Origin of the sequence: Pseudomonas sp. TH10, assembly GCF_016651255.1 — a bacterium.
In the GTDB taxonomy this organism is placed as follows: Bacteria; Pseudomonadota; Gammaproteobacteria; order Pseudomonadales; family Pseudomonadaceae; genus Aquipseudomonas.
The window spans coordinates 1-18,964 of the sequence record NZ_JAEKEG010000010.1 but is presented as its reverse complement, the minus strand read 5'-3'; the positions used below and the strand labels follow the sequence as shown (position 1 = coordinate 18,964).

Genomic DNA, 18,964 nt, shown 5'->3' with positions numbered 1-18,964 from the left:
TCGCGAGACATGAACCTGACGCGTGAGTGTGTGCTCGGCTCGCGCCTGTCACCCCACACCCCGGCCTACGACATTCAGCAAGCCTGTGGCACCGGGCTGGAGGCGGCGTTGCTGGTGGCCAACAAGATTGCCCTGGGCCAGATCGACTGCGCGATTGCCGGTGGCGTCGACACCACTTCGGATGCGCCGATCAGTGTCAGTGAAGGGTTGCGTCGAATTCTGCTGCAGGCCAATCGCGGCAAGACCACGGCCGACAAACTGAAAACGTTCCTGCAACTGCGTCCCCAGCACCTGATTCCGGAGTTTCCGCGCAATGGCGAGCCCCGCACTGGCCTGTCCATGGGCCAGCACTGCGAATTGATGGCGCAGACCTGGAACATTCCTCGCGAAGCCCAGGACCAACTGGCCCTGGAAAGTCATCGCAATCTGGCCGCGTCGTACACTGAGGGCTGGCATAACGACCTGATGACGCCGTTCCTCGGGCTCACCCGCGACAACAATCTGCGCCCCGACCTGACCCTGGAAAAACTCGCGGGGCTGAAACCGGCGTTCGAGAAAAGCGCCAAGGGCACCCTTACGGCGGGCAACTCCACGCCGCTCACCGATGGCGCGTCCCTGGTGCTGCTGGGCAGTGAGGAGTGGGCCAAGGAACGCGGCTTGCCGATCCTCGCCTACTGGCGCGACGGCGAAACGGCTGCGGTGGATTTCGTCAACGGCGCCGAAGGCCTGCTGATGGCGCCGGTGTATGCCGTGCCACGCTTGTTGGCGCGCAACGGCCTGACGCTGCAGGATTTCGATTACTACGAAATCCACGAAGCCTTCGCCGCTCAGGTGCTGTGCACCCTGAAGGCCTGGGAAGACCCGGAGTACTGCAAGACCCGCCTGGGCCTTGACGCGCCATTGGGTGCCATCGACCGTAGCCGGCTCAATGTCAAAGGCAGCTCCCTGGCGGCAGGTCATCCATTCGCCGCGACCGGCGGACGCATCGTCGCCAACCTGGCGAAGCTGCTGGACGCGGCAGGCAAGGGCCGTGGCCTGATCTCCATCTGCGCCGCGGGCGGGCAGGGCGTGACGGCGATTATCGAGCGTTGATAATCCCGTGCGCCGTTGAAAAGTCCGCTGAAAGCGGCCAAATTGACGGGGCATAATCGGCACATTGTGTGCATCTTTAGGCAGATAGCAGCGTTCACAGGTCGGCAACCCCTCCCCGAGAGGCGAGGATTGCCGTATAACGAGTGACATTCGCGTGTTTGGTAATAAAGGACCCACAATAAAAGCTGATGAAGACTCCAAAACGCATTGAACCGCTGATCGAAGACGGTCTGGTTGACGAGGTGCTGCGCCCACTGATGAGTGGCAAAGAAGCAGCTGTTTATGTGGTGCGCTGCGGCAATCAGTTACGTTGCGCAAAAGTCTACAAGGAGGCGAATAAACGCAGTTTCCGCCAGGCAGCCGAGTATCAGGAAGGCCGCAAGGTTCGTAACAGCCGACAGGCGCGGGCGATGGCCAAGGGCTCAAAATTCGGTCGTAAAGAGACCGAGGATGCCTGGCAGAACGCCGAAGTAGCGGCTTTGTTCCGTCTGGCCGGCGCGGGTGTGCGGGTGCCCAAACCTTATGACTTCCTCGACGGCGTGCTGTTGATGGAACTGGTGGCCGACGAGTACGGCGACGCTGCGCCGCGTCTGAACGACGTGGTGCTCGAACCGGACCAGGCGCGCGAATATCACGCGTTCCTGATTTCGCAGATCGTGCTGATGTTGTGTACCGGCCTGGTGCACGGTGACCTCTCGGAGTTCAACGTGCTGCTGACGCCGACCGGCCCGGTCATCATCGACCTGCCGCAAGCGGTCGACGCTGCTGGCAACAACCACGCGTTCAGCATGCTCGAGCGAGACGTTGGCAACATGGCTTCTTATTTCGGGCGTTTTGCCCCGGAGTTGAGGCAGACCAAGTACGCCAAGGAAATGTGGGCGCTGTACGAAGCCGGCACCTTGCACCCGGCCAGCGTGCTGACCGGCGAGTTCGATGATCCGGAAGACCTGGCCGATGTTGGCGGGGTGCTGCGCGAGATCGAAGCGGCGCGGCTGGATGAGGAGCGCAAACAGGCGATCCGTGCGGCGGACGACGAGCCGAAAGGCAAGTCCGACGAACCGCCTCCACCGCCGTGGATGCAGTAACCGCTTAAACAGAAACCCGGCTTCGGCCGGGTTTTTTGTGACCGGCTTGCCCGCGATGGTCGTCGACGATGACGCGGGACAGCCGATACCCCGCAGCGTCCTAAACCCGTGTAGGAGCGAGCTTGCTCGCGATGGTCGTCAACGGTGACGCGGGGCAACTGATACCCCCGGCGCCCGCTGGTTTTTCGCGAGCAAGCTCGCTCCTACAGGGGGCTCGCGGTCTCGTTGTTTGATGGGCAGGCTCAGCACAGCAGCCCGACTCCAGGTTCTTGAGGATCGGGCAATCGGGCCGATGGTCGCCCTGGCAGTGCTCCACCAGGTCCTGCAGCGTGTCGCGCAGTTGGCCAAGCTCGCGAATCTTCTGGTTCAGCTCGTCGATATGCTGGCGGGCCAGGGCTTTTACATCGGCGCTGGCGCGCTGGCGATCCTGCCAGAGGGTCAGCAGCTTGCCGACCTCTTCCAGGGAAAACCCCAAATCCCGGGAACGCTTGATGAAGGCCAGGGTGTGCAGGTCATCGTCGCCATACACGCGGTAATTGCTGTCAGTGCGATGGGCGGCTTTGAGCAGGCCGATGGATTCGTAGTAACGAATCATCTTGGCGCTCAGGCCACTTTTGCGGGCTGCTTGGCCGATGTTCATCGGTTGTCCTCCAGGTCCTTGGGCTTCCAGGTTTTCAACAGTAGCGCATTGCTGACCACGCTGACGCTCGACAATGCCATCGCCGCGCCCGCCAGCACCGGATTGAGAAAACCGAAGGCTGCCAGGGGAATCCCGACCAGGTTGTAGACGAAGGCCCAGAACAGATTCTGCCGGATCTTGGCGTAGGTCTTGCGGCTGATCTCCAGTGCCGCAGGCACCAGTCGTGGATCACCCCGCATCAAGGTGATACCGGCGGCGTGCATCGCCACGTCGGTGCCTCCGCCCATGGCAATACCGATGTCGGCGGCAGCCAGGGCCGGGGCGTCATTGATCCCGTCGCCGACCATGGCCACGACTGCAGTTTTCTTCAACTCGACCACGGTGGCGGCTTTGTCGGCCGGCAGCACTTCGGCGTGGACATCCTCAATACCCAACGCGTCCGCGACCACTTTGGCGCTGCCGCGGTTATCACCGGTCAGCAGATGGCTGCTGATATGCCGCGCGCCAAGTTGTTGCACAGCCTGCAATGCACCCGGCTTGAGGGTGTCACCAAAGGCGAACAGGCCCAACACCTGCGGCTCGGGGCTTTGCTCGATCAGCCATGACAGCGTGCGGCCTTCGGTTTCCCAGGCGCTGGCCGAGTCCGCCAGGGAGCCAGCCTGCAAACCGGTCTCCTCCAGCAGACGGCGATTACCCAGGGCCAGGCGCCGTCCTTCAAGCATGCCGGCAATCCCACGCCCGGTCAGGGACTGGCTGTCGCTGACATTGGCGACGCTCAGCCCGCGCTCGGCGCAAGCATCCAGCACCGCTTTGGCCAAGGGGTGCTCGCTGCCTCGCTGCAACGCGCCGGCTTTTTGCAGCAATGCATTTTCATCGCCGCCGATGGCGCTCAAGTGAGCGATGCGCGGCGCACCCGACGTCAGCGTGCCGGTCTTGTCGAACACCACTGCACTGACTTCATGGGCGCGTTCCAGTGCCTCGGCATCCTTGATCAGGATCCCGTAGCGTGCAGCGACCCCGGTACCGGCCATGATTGCCGTGGGAGTGGCCAGGCCGAGGGCGCAAGGACAGGCGATCACCAGCACGGCAACGGCGTTGATCAGCGCTGTTTCGATGGGCGCGCCGTAAAGCCACCAGCCCACCAGTGTTGCCAATGCGATCAGCAGCACGGTGGGGACGAAAACCTGGCTGACCTTGTCCACCAGTTTCTGGATGGGAGCCTTGGCCGCCTGGGCGTCTTCCACCAGGCGAATGATCCGCGCCAGCACGGTTTCGGCCCCCAGTGCCTGGGTGCGCACCAACAGCCGGCCCTCGCCATTGATCGCGCCGCCCGTGACCTTGTCCCCAGGTTGCTTGGGCACGGGCAGGCTTTCGCCGCTGATCAGGGCTTCGTCCGCATGGCTTTGGCCTTCGACGACTTCGCCGTCTACCGGAAAGCGTTCGCCGGGTTTGACCAGCACCAGGTCACCCAGGCGCAGGGCGCTGATGGCGACGTCCTGTTCGCGGCCATCGACCACCTGAATCGCCCGTTCCGGGCGCAGGGCTTCGAGGGCGCGGATGGCGCTGGCGGTCTGGCGCTTGGCGCGGCTTTCGAGGTATTTGCCCAGCAGTACCAGGGCAATCACCACTGCCGAAGCCTCAAAGTACAGGTGCGGCATGCGCCCGGCAGCGGTGGCCCATTCGTAAATACTCAGGCCGTAACCGGCGCTGGTGCCCAGGGCAACCAGCAGATCCATATTGCCCGCGCCGGCGCGGACGGCCTTCCAGGCGGCCACATAAAAGCGGGCACCCAGAATGAACTGCACCGGCGTGGCCAGCGCGAATTGCGCCCAGGCCGGGAGCATCCAGTGCACCCCGAACGGCTGCAGCAGCATCGGCAAGACCAATGGAAGGGCGAGGGCGATGGCCAGGATCACCCTCCAGCGTTCGCGGTGCAGGCGTTGTTGTTGGTTATCGACAGCAGCGTGCTCGACTTCCCGCACGCTGGCCGAGTATCCCGCCTTGCTGACGGCTTCGATAAGGGTTTGCGCAGCGACCTGGCCCAGCAATTCGAGGTGCGCGCGTTCGTTGGCCAGGTTGACGCTGACACTCTTCACGCCCGCAACCTTGGCCAGCGCCCGTTCCACCCGGCCGACGCAGGAGGCGCAGGTCATGCCATCGATGCTCAGTTCCAGGGTTTGCTGTGGCACGCTGTATCCGGCCTGGTGCACGGCGTCCATCAGGGCAGGCAGGCTGTCGCCGGGTGCCTGCACCCGGGCCTGTTCGGTAGCCAGGTTGACACTGACGGCGCTGGCGCCCCGGACTTTGCTCAAGGCACGCTCGACCCGCCCGGCGCAGCTGGCGCAGGTCATGCCGGCAATCGGCAGGTCGAACGTAGTGGTCTCGCTCATGGTCAAGCTCCCTGTAGTGGATGCCTACAGGATCAACCTTGCCATGCGGGCAAGGTCAAGCACCAATATCACCTTGATCCGATCTGTGGCGCTCAGTAGTTCAACGCCGCAGGCTTGAGGTACATCCCTTCCTGCGACATCGCAATCCGGAATTTCAACACATCCCCGGCCTTGAGCGTGATGGTTTGCGAACCCGGCGCGAGCATCCCCGGATTGCACCCGGGGCCTGGCCCGGCAGCAGTTTCAGGCGCAGGGAGACGTTGCCCGGCGGCAAGTTGAATGACGTGCTTTGCTCCTGGAACAGCCGAGCGGACAGCTGGTCTTGCAGGTACACGCCAATCTCGCAGGACGTCGGCACTTCGAGGCGTTCGCGCGAGATGATCAGAACGGCGTAGTCCTCGCCGGTCGCATTGGCCTGAGGCATGGCGGCAAAGAGGCTGAGGCAGGCAAACAGGCTGAAAGCTGACCAGCGCATGGCTGAATCTCCTGAATTTAGGTCATTGATGCACGCAGCTTGGCCGAGCGCGGCGCCGATTGCCAGCCCGGCAGTTAATTCCAGAACTTGACCTTGCCATGATGGCAAGCTCGAGACTGCCGGCAACCTCACTCAAAGGAGTCATTCCATGCAAGTGTTCAATGTTCAGGGCATGTCCTGCGGCCATTGTGTAAAAGCCATTACCCAGGCGCTTCAAGCCAGGGACCCGGCCGCCAGCGTGCGAGTCGATCTGGGCGCCAGGGAAGTTGGCGTCGAGAGCAGCTTGTCGGCTGAAGAGGTGCTCGCCGCCATCACTGAAGAAGGATATGACGCAAAGCTCGCCTGAAGTCTTTATTAGTTAGCGACCTATCGGAATGTTCAAGGCGTCCATCCCCGGCTAGACTGTTGGGCTGCTGACTTCTGTCCAACTGGATGCCTGATGAACTTTCGTACCATTTTAATCCTCGGCGCCCTCAGTGCATTTGCGCCGCTGGCGATTGATTTTTACCTGCCGGCCTTTCCCGCAATGGCGCTGGCTTTCGGCACCGACGAGCAACACGTTCAAGTGACGCTGGCGGCCTATTTTCTGGGGCTGTCGATTGGTCAACTGGTCTACGGGCCGATTGCCGATCGCTTCGGCCGGCGGGTGCCCTTGCTCACGGGCGTGGTGTTGTTCACCGTCGCTTCACTGGCCTGCGCCTTTGCGCCGAACCTCGACTGGCTGATCGGCGCGCGCTTCGTCCAGGCGCTGGGCGGTTGCGCAGGGATGGTGATCTCGCGGGCAATCGTCAGCGATAAATGCGATGCGGTGGGCTCGGCCAAGGTCTTTTCCCAGCTGATGCTGGTGATGGGGCTGGCGCCGATTCTGGCGCCGATGCTGGGCGGTCTGCTGGTCAACACCACAGGCTGGCAGTCGATCTTTTTGGTGCTGACCGGGTTCAGTGCGCTGGCGGCGGTAGCCGTGGCGCTGGGGTTGCCGGAAAGCATGCCGGCCGACATGCCGCGCCAACCATTGTCTGGCTCGTTGCGGCAGTACGGCCGGTTGCTCGCGGACCGGGTATTCCTGGGGCACGCCCTGACGGGCGGGATCGCAATCGCCGGGATGTTCGCCTATATCGCCGGCTCCCCGTTCATCTTCATCAAGCTGTACGGCGTGCCGGCCGAGCATTTTGGCTGGTTGTTCGGAACCAACGCGGCGGGGTTCATTCTGGTAGCGCAGGTCAACGCGCGGCTGTTGGCCAAGCGCGGCCCTGCCTTCCTGCTGGCGCGAGCGGTCTGGGTCTATCTGGGCGCCGGATTGACGCTGCTCGCGGTAAGCAGCCTGCACACCGAGGCACTGTGGCCTTTGCTGATTCCGCTGTTCATCTGTGTGGCCAGCCTCGGCTGCATCAGTCCCAATGCGGCGGCTTGTGCGATGAATGGCCAACGCGAGCGCGCCGGCAGCGCGTCAGCGTTGCTCGGTTGCATGCAATTCAGCGTTGCCGCCGCTGCTTCGGCATTGGTGGGGATCTTGCACGATGGCACCGCCGTACCGATGGCCATGGTCATCAGCCTGTGTGGTGTGCTGGTCGTGAGCGTCGCTGTGCTGACTCGACGCCTGCAAAATGCCCGAGCGCTGGCGCAAGCTCAGGCCGAGGCCTGAAAAACCTCAGCCGGCAGCGCGCTGCTGATTGAGCTCGGGAATCTGGTGGGGCGCGCAAAGTCGCGCTTCAAGGGTGCGGGTGAAGGCCAATGCTTCGGCTTCACTGCGGAATGTCACGGCGTGTTGGTCGAGGCGAACCTGCCATTGAGACTTTGCCACTTCTTTTATCAGGATCTTCATTGCTGACCTCCCATGTGTAAAAGACGCATCGCAGAGGTTTCGATTGTAGTCCTGAATACGGTCGCAATTGTGACAAGGATCAGCCATCTGACTGACGGTGTCGGCCCTGTGCGCACGACACCGTCACCTCTGTTCTAGAAGCCTTCCAGGACAATCTTGCCTTTGGCCTTGCCGCTCTCCAGCAACTCATGGGCGCGTCGCAGGTTCGCCGCGTTGATGGTGCCGAAGTGTTCGCCCACCGTGGTTTTCAGCGTCCCGGCGTCGATCAGCTCGGCCACGCGGTTCAACAGTTGTGTTGCTCAATCATGTCTGCCGTCTCGAAGAGGGAGCGGGTGTACATGAACTCCCAGTGCAGCGACAGGCTCTTGCGCTTGAGTTTGGTGATGTCCAGTGCCTTCGGATCGTCGATCAGCGCCAGTTTTCCTTGCGGCGCCAAGGCCTCGACCAGTTGATCCAGATGCTGGTCAGTCTGGGTCAGGCTGGCAACGTGGGTCACCTGTTCCACGCCCGCGCGCTTGAGTGCTTCGCTGAGCGGCTGGCTGTGATCGATCACCAGGTCTGCGCCCAGCTCACGTACCCAGGCTTGGGTTTGCGGACGCGACGCAGTGCCTATGACCTGAAGGCCGGTCAACTGGCTGGCCAGTTGAGTGAGGATCGAACCGACGCCCCCGGCCGCGCCAACGATCAACAGGCTCTGGCCCTCCGCGGCTTGGCCTTCGCGCACTTGCAGGCGCTCGAACAGCAGTTCCCATGCGGTGATCGCGGTCAGTGGCAGGGCCGCAGCTTCGGCAAAGCCCAGGGTTTTCGGCATGTGCCCGACGATGCGCTCATCGACCACGTGCATTTCGCTGTTGCCGCCCGCACGGGCGATGGAGCCGGCGTAGAACACCTTGTCGCCGGCCTTGAACAGTCGTCACTTCGCTGCCGACCGCCTTGACCACGCCCGCCACGTCCCAACCCAGGACCTTTGCCTCGCCGTCTTGTGGCTGGACGTTCTGCCGGACCTTGGTGTCCACCGGGTTGACCGAAATCGCTTTGACTTCGACCAACAGGTCTCGCGGGCCGGCGACGGGGTCCGGCAGCTCGATGTCTTGCAGGGCGTTGTTGTCGCTGATCGGCAGGGACGCGTAGTAGGCAATGGCTTTCATGGAGCACTCCAGGAGTCGGGATGATTTCGATGGGCAGATGATTAGCTATTTCTACCGAAGATAAAACCCGCTAAAAGAGCAGTCTCTTTCAATATTTTTTTGATAATAGGCCGCACATGCTGCGTTTTGATGACCTGCAATTATTCGTCCGGGCTGCCGACCTGGGGAGCCTGTCGGCGGCCGCCCGGGGCATGGACATGTCAGCCGCCGTGGCCAGCGCGGCGTTGAAGCGCATCGAACACCAGCTCGGCGCGCGTCTGCTGGCCCGTTCAACCCGCAGCCTGCGCCTGACCGCCGAGGGCGAAGGTTTCCTCGAATAGCGCCCGCGCGGCGTTGAGCAATATAGAAGAAGGGCGCCGCCTGCTGGCCAGTGGGCAGGATCAGGTCAGCGGAGTGTTGCAGCTGTCGGCACCATCGGACTTCGGCCGTAATGTATTGCTGCCCTGGCTGGACGATTTTCAGCGCGAGCACCCCAAGCTCACGGTGCGCCTGCTGCTGGGGACCGCATTGCCGACCTGTTCCGCCAGCCGGTGGATATCGCCTTGCGCTACGGTGAACCGGAGGACTCAAGCCTGGTGGCGCTGCCCATTGCCCCGCATAACCGCCGCGTGCTGTGTGCAGCGCCGAGCTACCTGGCCCGCCATGGCGAGCCGCGGCATCTCGAGCAACTGGCCCAGCACAATTGCCTGCTGTACATGCTTGGCAGCCGTGTTCACGACCATTGGAGTTTCCAGGACGGCAAACGCGAAGTCGGCCTGACAGTCAGCGGTGATCGCTTCAGTGACGATGCCGACGTGGTGCGTTTGTGGCCGTCGCGGGGGCAGGCATTGCCTATAAATCCTGGCTGGATGTTGCTGCAGATGTCCTGGCTGGCCGCTTGAAGATCCTCATGCCGGAACTGACGGGCGAGCGCGCCCCGCTGAATTTGTTGTGCGCCCATCGCGCACAATTGAGTAAGCCGGTGAACCTTTTAAGGGAAATGCTCGCCAGTCGATGCGCTGAATTGAGTAGTCAATTTCCCGTTTTATCAGAGGCAAGGCACTAATCGCCCGAATAGAGAGAAATGTCCTCCAGCAGCTACCCCCGAAGCTTGGGGGCCGCTGTTCATGCAATCACAAACCCTGTTCCCACAGGTATGAACACCGGTGGGAGCAAGGCTTGCCCGCGATGGCGGTGCCGGGTGTTACGGCTTGACCAGCCGCGCATCCAGGCTGTTCTGCGCCAGCCGCCTGGCCTGATCCTGGGTCATGCCCAAGTGCTCGTACAGTGCATGGAAGTTCTCGGTGACATAACCGCCAAAGTACGCCGGGTCATCGGAGTTCACCGTGACCTTCACGCCGCGCTCGAGCATGTCGAGAATATTGTGCTGCGACATGTGATCGAACACGCAGAGCTTGGTGTTCGACAGCGGGCACACGGTCAGCGGGATCTGCTCGTCGATGATCCGCTGCATCAAACGCTCGTCTTCAATGGCGCGTACGCCATGGTCGATACGCTGGATTTTCAGCAGGTCGATGGCTTCCCAGATGTACTCCGGCGGGCCTTCTTCGCCGGCGTGGGCAACGGTCAGGAAGCCTTCGTGACGGGCACGATCAAACACGCGCTGGAACTTGCTCGGCGGATGGCCCATCTCGGAACTGTCGAGGCCGACAGCTACAAACGCATCGCGAAACGGCAGGGCTTGATCCAGGGTTTTCTGCGCTTCTGCTTCGCTCAGGTGGCGCAGGAAGCTGAGGATCAAACCGCTGGTGATGCCCAGTTGCTGCTCGCCATCCTTCAATGCCGCCGCGATGCCGTTGAGCACCACTTCGAACGGGATGCCCCGGTCGGTGTGGGTCTGCGGGTCGAAGAACGGTTCGGTGTGAATCACGTTCTGTGCCTTGCAGCGCAGCAGGTAGGCCCAGGTCAGGTCGTAGAAATCCTGCGAGGTGCGCAGCACGTCGGCGCCCTGGTAATACAGGTCGAGGAATTCCTGCAGGTTGTTGAAGGCGTAAGCCTTGCGCAGGGTTTCTACGTCGTTCCACGGCAGGGCGATCTTGTTGCGTTCGGCCAGGGCGAACAGCAGCTCGGGCTCCAGCGAGCCTTCCAGATGCAGGTGCAGTTCAGCCTTGGGCAAGGCGTTGAGCCAGTCGTACATATTCTTTTCTCATCAGGTGCAATGACGGCATTCTACAGATGCTCGCCGAAACAATTGGCAAAACCTGACCAAGCGATCCATCAGACCGCTTGTTGCTCGCGCCGGTAGGCGTAGGTATCGGCGAAGCGCGACAGCAGGAATTCGGCGCAGGTGGTCGTCGGATATTTCGCCGGATGCTGTGCGTCCTGACATCCGGGCAGGCACTCGATGCGGGTGTCCGGGTGTGGCTCGGCGAAGAACGGCATCGAATAGCGATCCACCCCCAGCGGGCTGATCACCCGATGCGGTGTCGAGCGATAACGGTCGTTGCTCCAGCGCGCCATCATGTCGCCGAGGTTGACCACGAACGTGCCGTCGATGGGCGGCGCGTCGATCCATTCGCCACGCACATTCTTGACCTGCAAACCGCCGGCGCTGTCCTGGTAGAGCAGGGTGATGCAGCCGTAGTCGGTGTGCGCGCCGGCGCCTTGCTGCTCGGCGGAACTGGCGGTGTGGCGCGGTGGGTAATGGATCATGCGCAGCACGCTGACGGGGTCGTTGAAACGTGTGTCGAAGAAGTCGCGCTCGATGTTCAGGGCAATGGTCATCGCCCGTAGCAGGGTTTGCGCGAGGGCCTGCATGTCGAGGTAATGTTGTTCCATCAGGGTTTCCCAGCCCGCTTGCGCCGGATGCCGGTTAGGCCCGCGCAAGGGTTTTTCCGCCAGCACTTCGGGGTGGTCGGCTGGCAAGTGCAGGCCCATGTCGAAGGTTTCTTTCAGGTCGCTGGGTTTCGACGGGTCGAGTTGTTCCGTGGCTATCGCGCCATAACCCCGGTGGTGGCGGGTCTGGGTGATGTCGATCTGCAATTTTGTCGCGCTGGGCTGGGCGAAGAAATCCTTGGCCTGGGCGAGTACTTCTTCGATGCGCGCCGAACTGATCGGGTGACCCTTGATGTAGAAGAAGCCCCATTCGCGGCAGGCAAGGTCGATTTCCATGGCGACTGATTGCCAGGCAGCCGGGTTGTCGCTGTAGAGGGGGCGATGTCGATGATGGGAAGGCTGTTCATGCGATTGACCTGAGAGTGCGCCGTGTGTGGAACATCGGAGAAATATCGTGGGAACGAGCCTGTTCGCGATGAGGCCAGGGCATTCAGCATGGGGGTTGAATGCAGTGGCGCCATCGCGAGCAGGCTCGCTCCCACAGGAAGGCCAGTGGTTCAACCCAGGCGAGTTACTTCGGTATGTCAGCCTTCATGCCTTCCACGTAGTAATTCATCGACGCCAGTTCCGCCGTGGTCGCACTCACGCCCGCGGGGATTTTTTCGACCCCGGCCTGATCCTTGATCGGCCCGGTGAACGGTTGGAACGTGCCGCTCTTGATGTCGGCAATGATCTGCTCGGCCTCGGCTTTCACCGGCGCTGGCACCAGGTCGCTGATCGGCAACTCAACTGTGCCTTCCTTCAGGCCGCCCCAGTAGTCCTGGGATTTCCACGTGTGATCGATCACGCTCTGCGTCGCTTGAATATAGTGCGGCGCCCAGTCATTGACGATGGAGGTCAGCACTGCTTTCGGCCCGAAGTGCGCCATGTCCGAGGCGTAACCCACAGCGTAAACACCTCGGCGTTCGGCGGCTTGAATCGGCGCCGGGCTGTCGGTGTGCTGGAACACCACGTCGACGCCCTGATCGATCAATGCGTTGGCGGCGTCGGCCTCTTTGCCCGGATCAAACCAGGAGTTGACCCACACCACCTTGATCTCGGTGCCAGGGTTGTACTTGTTCAGGGCCAGTTGAATGGCGTTGATGTCGCGGATCACTTCCGGGATCGGAAATGAGGCGACGTAGCCGATCTTCTTGGTCTTGGTCATCTTCGCCGCGAGGAACCCGCCGACGTAACGGCCCTCGTAGGTGCGCGCCAGATAGGTGCCGAGGTTTTTGTCCTGCTTGTAGCCGGTGGCGTGTTCGAAGGTCACTTTGGGAAATTGCTTTGCCACCTTCAGGGTCGGGTTCATGTAGCCGAAGGACGTGCTGAAGATCAGGTCGTATTTGTCCTTGGCCATGTTGCGGATCACCCGTTCGGCGTCGGCGCCTTCGGGGACGTTTTCCACATAGTTGGTGGTGATCTGGTCGCCGAATTTTTCGGCCAGTGCCTTACGTCCCTGTTCATGCTGATACGTCCAGCCGTGGTCACCGATCGGGCCGATGTAGACGAAACCGACTTTCAGCGGTTCGGCGGCCGTGGCGGTCAGGCTGGCGCTCAAACCGATGGCGGCGCACAGCAGTTTGTGCAGCGGACGTATTTGCATGAATTGGAGCTCCGTTTTGTTGTGTGTGGTCGGGGTCAATGCAAATTGCTGACCAACAGGACAACAAAATCAAAAGATCGCAGCCTTCGGCAGCTCCTGCATGGTCCGCATTGTTCTGCAGGAGCCGCCGAAGGCTGCGATCTTTTGATTCACCAGGACCAACCCGGTGCACGTGACCGAACCTGCGCCATCCGCTGGTGCGCTAAGGTGTAACGAAACGTTAGCGCCGCCCCGCAGTCAGTAGCTCATTCGCACTCTTCGGCAAAAAGGCCCGCCATGCTCACGATCCTCAAGCAAGAAAGCTTTCTGCTGCTGGCCGTCATTGCTGCTTGCGTCGCTTATCCCCTCGAACACTGGTTGCTGCACAGTGGCCAGATCGTCGCGCTGATCGGCGGTCTGGTACTGATAGCCTTCATCGTCGCCGCCTCGATGCGCGTCGCCCATCACGCCGAATTGCTTGCAGAAAAAGTCGGCGATCCTTACGGCACGATGATCCTGACCCTCGCCGCCGTGCTGGTGGAAGTGGTGATTCTGGCGATCATGATGAGCAACGAAGCCTCGCCCACACTGGTGCGCGACACGATCTATTCCGCAGTGATGCTCGACATCAACGGTATCCTCGGCCTCGCCGCGCTGATGGGCGGGATCAAGCACGGTGAGCAGTCCTACAACGACGATTCTGCGCGCAGTTACAGCGTGATGATCCTCACCGCCATGGGCGTGTCGATGGTGGTGCCGGAGTTTATTCCCGAGGCCAACTGGAAGATTTATTCAGCGTTCACCATCGGCGCGATGGTGGTGCTTTACGCGCTGTTTCTGCGCATGCAGGTCGGCCCGCACAGTTATTTTTTCAGCTACAGCTACCCGGATAAACGTCGCAAGAAAGCGCCGGTCGAACAGGAACCGAAACCGCTCAGCCTGGGCTTGTCGATCGGCATTCTGGTGTTTGGCGTGGTGGTGATCGGCGCATTGGCCGAAGTCATGTCGAAAACGCTGGATCTGGGCCTGGAGGGCACAGGCGCACCGCCCGTGATCACGGCGATTCTGGTGGCGGCTATTTCCGCTGCGCCGGAGATTTTGACTGCTTTGCGCGCAGCATTGGCCAACCGCATGCAGTCTGTGGTGAACATTGCGATGGGCGCGTCACTGTCGACGGTGATCCTGACCGTGCCGGTGATGGAAGCGATGGCGCTGTATACCGGCCAGCCGTTTCAAATGGCGATGACGCCAGTGCAGACAGTGATGATTTTTCTGACGCTGATCGTCAGCGCGATCAACCTCAATGACGGCGAAACCAATGCCATCGAAGGCATGACGCACTTTGTGCTGTTTGCGACCTTCATCATGCTGTCCCTGCTGGGCCTTTGAGGCTGACAGAAATCAATGTGGGAGCGAGCCTGCTCGCGAAAGCGGTGCGTCATTCAACAAAAAATGTTGCCTGACACTCCCTCTTCGCGAGCAGGCTCGCTCCCACAGTTTTGATCGGTGTGATGTCAGGTGCCGGCAATCAACTGCCGCGCTGCCTGGCTGTGATCGGCGATCAGGCCTTTGAGGTCAAGGCCTTCGACCTGGCCGTCAACCACGCGCCACTTGCCACCGATCATCACCCGATCCGCACGATCCGCGCCGCACAACAGCAGCGCTGAAATCGGATCATGGCTGCCGGAGAAACGTAGCTCATCAAGCTTGAACAACGCCAGATCGGCCTGCTTGCCCACGGCAATCTCACCAATGTCGGTACGGCCCAACAAGCTCGCCGAACCCTTGGTCGCCCAGCCCAACACGCGCTCCGGGGTGATTTTCTCGGCGCCGTAACGCAGACGCTGGATGTACAGCGCCTGACGCGCCTCCAGAATCATGTTCGACGCATCGTTGGATGCCGAACCATCCACGCCCAGACCAAACAGTGCACCCGCATCCGTCAGATCAATACTCGGGCAGATGCCGGAAGCGAGGCGCATGTTCGAACTCGGGCAATGACAAATGCCGGTGCCGGCCTGGCCGAGGCGGGCGATTTCGTCCGGGTTGAAATGGATGCCGTGAGCCAGCCAGGTGCGCGGGCCGAGCCAGCCGACGCTGTCGAGATAATCGACGGTGCGCAGGCCGAAGCGCTGCAGGCAGAAATCTTCTTCGTCGAGGGTTTCGGCCAAATGGGTGTGCAGACGCACGTCGAGTGTGTTCGCCAGTTCAGCACTGGCGGACATGATTTCCGGGGTCACCGAGAACGGCGAGCACGGCGCCAGCGCGATCTGGATTTGCGCGCCGTCGCCGCGTTCGTGGTAAGCGGCGATCAGTCGCTGGCTGTCGTCGAGTATCACTTCGCCTTGCTGTACGGTCTGTTGCGGCGGCAAGCCACCGTCTTTTTCCCCAAGGCTCATGGAACCGCGGGTGAGCATCGCGCGCATGCCCAGTTCACGCACGCTCTCGACTTGCACGTCGATGGCGTTTTCCAGGCCTTCGGGGAACAGGTAGTGGTGATCCGCAGCCGTGGTGCAACCGGACAGCAGTAATTCGGCGAGGGCCACTTTGGTGGCTAAAGCGAGTTTTTCCGGTGTGAGGCGTGCCCATACCGGATACAGGGTTTTCAGCCACGGAAACAGCGGTTGGTTGACCACTGGCGCCCAGGCGCGGGTCAGGGTTTGGTAGAAGTGGTGGTGGGTGTTGATCAGGCCCGGCAGGATCACATGTTCGCGGGCATCGAAGACTTGATCGCAGGGGTGGCCGGCTGCTGGCCAGCGCCGAGCACTTCGACGATCACACCGTCTTGCACCACCAGGCCACCACGGGCGTCGAGCTCATTGGCAGTGAAAATGGCGAGGGGATTTTTAACCAGGTACGGGTCGCAGGCATGTTGGCCGGCTCCTCTGAAAGTTGGGTTCAGGTTAGCCAGCTCAGTGATTACCCTGTCTGCTGATCCAGGGTCGCCGCGGGGACGAGGTGCGCAGTTTCAAACAAAACCGCTTGGCGAGCAAGCCCGGCCCGACCGGACGCTGGCGCTCACCCCGCGTGGGCCTGCGCGTACCCTTTGCAGGAGCCAGCTTGCTGGCGATGCAGGCGCCTCGGTGTTTCAGCAATGCCGAGCAAAGGCCATCCCCGGCAAGCCGGCTCCTGAAGATGCCGGCCGGTGGCTCAAGGAAGTGCTTACCAGGGAATGGTTTCGCCCTTGTAGTTGATGAAGTGATGGCCGCCCTTGCCGGTATACGCATTCACCTGATCGACCAGCCCGCGGGTGCTGGTTTCCACATCCAGGTCAGCGCCTTCACCGCCCATGTCCGTCTTCACCCAACCCGGATGCAGCGACAACACCGTCATCTTCTGCTCGCCCAATTGCGTGATAAAGCTGTTGGTCATCGAATTCAGCGCAGCTTTGCTGGCCTTGTACAGCGCCAACTCCGGCGCGTCCGGTACGGTCACGCTGCCCAGCCCGGAACTCATGAACGCCAGCACGCCGCTGCCCTCACGAATCTGCCCGACAAAACGTTGCGCCAGATTGATCGGTGCTACCGCGTTGGTGAAAAACAGCTGACCGACTTCCGCCAGTGTCGCGCCGCCCGGGGTCTGATCTGCCGGGCCTTTGACCCCTGCGTTGACGAACAACAGGTCGAAGGTTTCGCCCTTGAGCTGCTGGCTCAGGGCGATCACCGCTTGCTGGTCATCCATGTCGAGCTTCTCGATCCGCACTTTGCCCAGCGCTTGCAGCGCCTCGGCGTTTTGCGGATTGCGCACGGTGGCGGTAACTTGCCAGCCGTCGGCCAGCAGGGTTTTCACCAGACCGAGGCCCAGGCCCCGGGAGGCGCCGATGATCAGTGCGTGTTTTGCAGACATGATGGGCTTCCTTGATAAATGAGGATCATGGATTCAATGGACAGGCCTGGCCGAGCCGAAGTTGCAACTCCTGCCGCAGCGCGTCGAGTTCGCTCATGCGCGTTTCGATCAGTTGCAGTTTGTCGCGCAGCAACTGGGCCACGGCCCTGTCGGGATCGGGTGCATTCCACAGCGCGGCGACGCTGTTGCCGATCTCGCCGAGGGTAAACCCCAGGCGTTGCGCGGTCTTGATGTAGAGCACCAGTTGCACCATCTCCGGTGGATAGTCGCGATAACCGTTGGCGCTGCGTTGCGCCGCGATCAGTCCGCGCTGTTCATAGAAGCGCAGGGTGTCGCGGCTGACGGCACTGGCCTGGGCTAATTCACCGATGCGCATGGTTGATCTCAAAACAGCTGTTGACCCTGGAGCATACTCCAGGCTTTACCGTGGTTGCTCCTCAAATTTATGGAGCAAGGACGATGTGGACTTCAACGCAGTATCGCAACGTGGTGCGCGGCAGTGCCTGGTATGACTTGATCGTTACGGCGGCGTTTGCCACGCCATGGAGTTTTGCCGCGTTGCACGGGTTTTTGACTGCGCTGAGCCAGACGCTGAGTCTGCCCGGCGAATTGCCGGCGTTCGAGCCTGTGCATATGTTGATGGCGAACCTGTTGGGTTCGGTGGTGTGCGTGTGGGCGGTGCTGCGGATTCGTGATCCGCAGGCGCTTTATGGACGCTATGACGCGGTAGCGCGGTTTTTGTTTGCGGCTTGGCAGCTCAATGCCTTGCTGCAGGGGGAAGCTCGTTGCTGGTGGTGTTCCTGGTGTTTGAATTGGCGTGGGGCATTGTTCAGGTGTTGCCTGTGAAGGCCCCATCGCGGGCAAGCCCGCTTCCACAATGGCCGAGTTGAACTCGATATTATCGGTCGGCACCGAACTCTGTAGGAGCGGGCTTGCCCGCGATGAGGGCCTTACAGGCACCCCTAATGCCCTGCCTGCCAAGGCTGCCCGAGTGACACCGGCGCATACAACCGCGTACGCAGCGCATCGCGCGACAACAACACCAACACCACAATCGTCGCCACGTACGGCAGCATCGCCAGCAAACTCGACGGAATCGCCAGCCCCAACCCCTGCGCCACCAGATGCAGGATGCTGGCGAGGCCAAACAGATAAGCGCCCAACAACAACCGCCATACTCGCCAACTGGCAAATACCACCAGCGCCAACGCGATCCAGCCGCGTCCGGCGGTCATGTTTTCGGCCCACATCGGCGTGTACGCCAGTGACAGATAGGCACCGGCCAGCCCAGCCATTGCCCCGCCAAAAAGCACGGCCAGCGTACGCACGGCCAACACCGGCAACCCCATCGCACTGGCCGCATCCGGGTTCTCGCCCACTGCTTGAATGATCAGCCCGACGCGACTTTTGATGATCACCCACGCCACCACGCCAAACAGCGCAAACGACAGGTACACCAGCAGATCCTGGGCAAACAGCATCCGCCCGATCAACGGGATTTCGCTCAGATACGGGATCGCCAATGGCTCAAAACCCGCCAGCGGTTTACCGACCCAGGCGGCGCCGACAAACGTCGAAAGCCCGACCCCAAAAATCGTCAGGGCCAACCCGGTGGCCACCTGATTGGCATTGAACACCAGCGCCACCAACGCAAACAGTGACGACAGGAGCATCCCGGCCAGCATTGCCAACAGCACGCCAAGCCAGAGGTTGCCGCTGTTCAGGGCGACGATGAAACCGATCACCGCACCGAACAGCATCATCCCTTCTTGGCCGAGGTTGAGCACGCCGCTCTTTTCGCAGATCAGTTCACCCAGCGCCACCAGCAACAGCGGCGTGCCGCAACGCACCATGGCGTAGAAAATATTGCTCAACAGATCGATATCCATCACAGCGCTCCGGCGGTTACGGCGGTGGTTGATGTGCGCCGCGTCCAGCGCAATTTCAGGCGAGGCCGATAAAGGATCAGCACGTCACAGGCCAGCAGGAAAAACAGCATCATTCCCTGAAATAACTGGGTGATCGCCTGCGGCAGATTCAGGGTCATTTGCGCGCTCTCGCCACCGA

The 18,964-nt window shown here is 61.4% G+C and carries 15 protein-coding genes and 7 pseudogenes; 7 read left to right on the top strand and 15 right to left on the bottom strand.

Going from position 1 to position 18,964, the window contains the following annotated elements; genetic code table 11:
• On the top strand, positions 1-1,092 hold a 1,092-nt coding region (locus tag JFT80_RS01160), incomplete at its 5' end, for an acetyl-CoA C-acetyltransferase (protein WP_201146638.1).
• A gap of 188 nt (positions 1,093-1,280) precedes the next feature.
• Positions 1,281-2,177: a PA4780 family RIO1-like protein kinase gene (locus JFT80_RS01155; RefSeq protein ID WP_201146637.1), complete on the top strand. Its 897-nt coding sequence runs from the start codon at positions 1,281-1,283 to the stop codon at positions 2,175-2,177.
• Between the two features lie 247 nt (positions 2,178-2,424).
• Here the strand turns inward: JFT80_RS01155 and cueR are convergent.
• The 3 genes and pseudogenes from cueR to JFT80_RS01140 all read right to left on the bottom strand — a co-directional run.
• Positions 2,425-2,817 (bottom strand): annotated as a pseudogene (cueR, locus tag JFT80_RS01150) (Cu(I)-responsive transcriptional regulator); the annotation flags it as partial.
• Entirely contained in the window at positions 2,814-5,207 is a 2,394-nt protein-coding gene (locus tag JFT80_RS01145) for a heavy metal translocating P-type ATPase (RefSeq protein ID WP_201146636.1), read from the bottom strand. The gene JFT80_RS01145 and the pseudogene cueR, both read right to left, overlap by 4 nt.
• A 92-nt stretch (positions 5,208-5,299) precedes the next feature.
• Positions 5,300-5,682 (bottom strand): annotated as a pseudogene (locus JFT80_RS01140) (hypothetical protein).
• 148 nt (positions 5,683-5,830) lie between these two features.
• On the opposite strand from JFT80_RS01140, the gene JFT80_RS01135 reads away from it, so the two are divergent.
• A complete protein-coding gene (locus tag JFT80_RS01135) occupies positions 5,831-6,028 on the top strand; it encodes a heavy-metal-associated domain-containing protein (protein ID WP_201146635.1) in 198 nt (65 codons plus the stop codon).
• 93 nt (positions 6,029-6,121) lie between these two features.
• Positions 6,122-7,324: a multidrug effflux MFS transporter gene (locus JFT80_RS01130; protein WP_201146634.1), complete on the top strand. Its 1,203-nt coding sequence runs from the start codon at positions 6,122-6,124 to the stop codon at positions 7,322-7,324.
• 6 nt (positions 7,325-7,330) lie between these two features.
• Here the strand turns inward: JFT80_RS01130 and JFT80_RS01125 are convergent, their stop codons facing one another.
• The 4 genes from JFT80_RS01125 to JFT80_RS25240 all read right to left on the bottom strand — a co-directional run bounded on the left by JFT80_RS01125 (position 7,331) and on the right by JFT80_RS25240 (position 8,652).
• A complete protein-coding gene (locus JFT80_RS01125) occupies positions 7,331-7,504 on the bottom strand; it encodes a hypothetical protein (RefSeq protein WP_201146633.1) in 174 nt (57 codons plus the stop codon).
• 134 nt (positions 7,505-7,638) lie between these two features.
• The gene (locus JFT80_RS25250) at positions 7,639-7,782 is read right to left on the bottom strand and encodes a zinc-binding dehydrogenase (protein ID WP_374091306.1); all 144 of its coding nucleotides are present in this window, start codon (positions 7,780-7,782) and stop codon (positions 7,639-7,641) included.
• A 5-nt stretch (positions 7,783-7,787) separates the two neighbouring features.
• The gene (locus JFT80_RS25245) at positions 7,788-8,393 is read right to left on the bottom strand and encodes a zinc-binding alcohol dehydrogenase family protein (protein WP_374091305.1); all 606 of its coding nucleotides are present in this window, start codon (positions 8,391-8,393) and stop codon (positions 7,788-7,790) included.
• Positions 8,332-8,652: an alcohol dehydrogenase catalytic domain-containing protein gene (locus JFT80_RS25240; RefSeq protein ID WP_242482733.1), complete on the bottom strand. Its 321-nt coding sequence runs from the start codon at positions 8,650-8,652 to the stop codon at positions 8,332-8,334. The genes JFT80_RS25245 and JFT80_RS25240 overlap by 62 nt, the downstream gene beginning before the upstream one ends.
• 116 nt (positions 8,653-8,768) lie before the next feature.
• On the opposite strand from JFT80_RS25240, the pseudogene JFT80_RS01115 reads away from it, so the two are divergent.
• Positions 8,769-9,697: pseudogene (locus tag JFT80_RS01115) on the top strand (LysR family transcriptional regulator).
• 138 nt (positions 9,698-9,835) lie between these two features.
• Here the strand turns inward: JFT80_RS01115 and JFT80_RS01110 are convergent.
• From JFT80_RS01110 to JFT80_RS01100, 3 genes and pseudogenes are all read right to left on the bottom strand, one after another.
• Positions 9,836-10,789, bottom strand: coding sequence for an adenosine deaminase (locus JFT80_RS01110; RefSeq protein ID WP_201146632.1), 954 nt, complete (start codon positions 10,787-10,789; stop codon positions 9,836-9,838).
• A gap of 80 nt (positions 10,790-10,869) precedes the next feature.
• Positions 10,870-11,834 (bottom strand): annotated as a pseudogene (locus tag JFT80_RS01105) (2-oxoglutarate and iron-dependent oxygenase domain-containing protein).
• Positions 11,835-11,998: 164 nt separating this feature from the next.
• Positions 11,999-13,072, bottom strand: a complete 1,074-nt coding sequence (locus tag JFT80_RS01100) for a BMP family ABC transporter substrate-binding protein (protein ID WP_201146631.1) — start codon at positions 13,070-13,072, stop codon at positions 11,999-12,001.
• A 276-nt stretch (positions 13,073-13,348) separates the two neighbouring features.
• Here JFT80_RS01100 and JFT80_RS01095 point away from each other — a divergent pair, with 276 nt between their 5' ends.
• Complete coding sequence (locus JFT80_RS01095) at positions 13,349-14,440, top strand: calcium:proton antiporter (RefSeq protein WP_201146630.1); 1,092 nt, start codon at positions 13,349-13,351, stop codon at positions 14,438-14,440.
• 125 nt (positions 14,441-14,565) lie between these two features.
• On the opposite strand, the pseudogene JFT80_RS01090 reads toward JFT80_RS01095, so the two are convergent.
• The 3 genes and pseudogenes from JFT80_RS01090 to JFT80_RS01080 form a co-directional block, all read right to left on the bottom strand.
• Positions 14,566-15,905 (bottom strand): annotated as a pseudogene (locus tag JFT80_RS01090) (8-oxoguanine deaminase).
• Between the two features lie 308 nt (positions 15,906-16,213).
• Entirely contained in the window at positions 16,214-16,900 is a 687-nt protein-coding gene (locus JFT80_RS01085; RefSeq protein ID WP_201146639.1) for an SDR family oxidoreductase, read from the bottom strand.
• 22 nt (positions 16,901-16,922) lie between these two features.
• The gene (locus tag JFT80_RS01080) at positions 16,923-17,273 is read right to left on the bottom strand and encodes a MerR family transcriptional regulator (RefSeq protein WP_201146629.1); all 351 of its coding nucleotides are present in this window, start codon (positions 17,271-17,273) and stop codon (positions 16,923-16,925) included.
• Between the two features lie 83 nt (positions 17,274-17,356).
• On the opposite strand from JFT80_RS01080, the pseudogene JFT80_RS01075 reads away from it, so the two are divergent.
• Positions 17,357-17,787, top strand: a pseudogene (locus JFT80_RS01075) (hypothetical protein).
• Between the two features lie 72 nt (positions 17,788-17,859).
• Here the strand turns inward: JFT80_RS01075 and JFT80_RS01070 are convergent.
• Both JFT80_RS01070 and JFT80_RS01065 read right to left on the bottom strand, forming a co-directional pair.
• On the bottom strand, positions 17,860-18,786 hold the full coding sequence (locus tag JFT80_RS01070) for an ABC transporter permease (protein WP_201146628.1): 927 nt from the start codon (positions 18,784-18,786) through the stop codon (positions 17,860-17,862).
• Positions 18,786-18,964 (bottom strand): annotated as a pseudogene (locus JFT80_RS01065) (ABC transporter permease); the annotation flags it as partial. The pseudogene JFT80_RS01065 and the gene JFT80_RS01070, both read right to left, overlap by 1 nt.

Excerpts from the sequence above, each read along its gene's own strand:
- JFT80_RS01135 (WP_201146635.1), top strand. The coding sequence starts at position 5,831 with ATGCAAGTGTTCAATGTTCAGGGCATGTCCTGCGGCCATTGTGTAAAA.
- JFT80_RS01080 (WP_201146629.1), bottom strand. The coding sequence starts at position 17,273 with ATGCGCATCGGTGAATTAGCCCAGGCCAGTGCCGTCAGCCGCGACACC.
- JFT80_RS01130 (WP_201146634.1), top strand. The coding sequence starts at position 6,122 with ATGAACTTTCGTACCATTTTAATCCTCGGCGCCCTCAGTGCATTTGCG.
- JFT80_RS01155 (WP_201146637.1), top strand. The coding sequence starts at position 1,281 with ATGAAGACTCCAAAACGCATTGAACCGCTGATCGAAGACGGTCTGGTT.
- JFT80_RS01095 (WP_201146630.1), top strand. The coding sequence starts at position 13,349 with ATGCTCACGATCCTCAAGCAAGAAAGCTTTCTGCTGCTGGCCGTCATT.
- JFT80_RS25240 (WP_242482733.1), bottom strand. The coding sequence starts at position 8,652 with ATGAAAGCCATTGCCTACTACGCGTCCCTGCCGATCAGCGACAACAAC.
- JFT80_RS01070 (WP_201146628.1), bottom strand. The coding sequence starts at position 18,786 with ATGGATATCGATCTGTTGAGCAATATTTTCTACGCCATGGTGCGTTGC.
- JFT80_RS01110 (WP_201146632.1), bottom strand. The coding sequence starts at position 10,789 with ATGTACGACTGGCTCAACGCCTTGCCCAAGGCTGAACTGCACCTGCAT.
- JFT80_RS01100 (WP_201146631.1), bottom strand. The coding sequence starts at position 13,072 with ATGCAAATACGTCCGCTGCACAAACTGCTGTGCGCCGCCATCGGTTTG.
- JFT80_RS01145 (WP_201146636.1), bottom strand. The coding sequence starts at position 5,207 with ATGAGCGAGACCACTACGTTCGACCTGCCGATTGCCGGCATGACCTGC.
- JFT80_RS01125 (WP_201146633.1), bottom strand. The coding sequence starts at position 7,504 with ATGAAGATCCTGATAAAAGAAGTGGCAAAGTCTCAATGGCAGGTTCGC.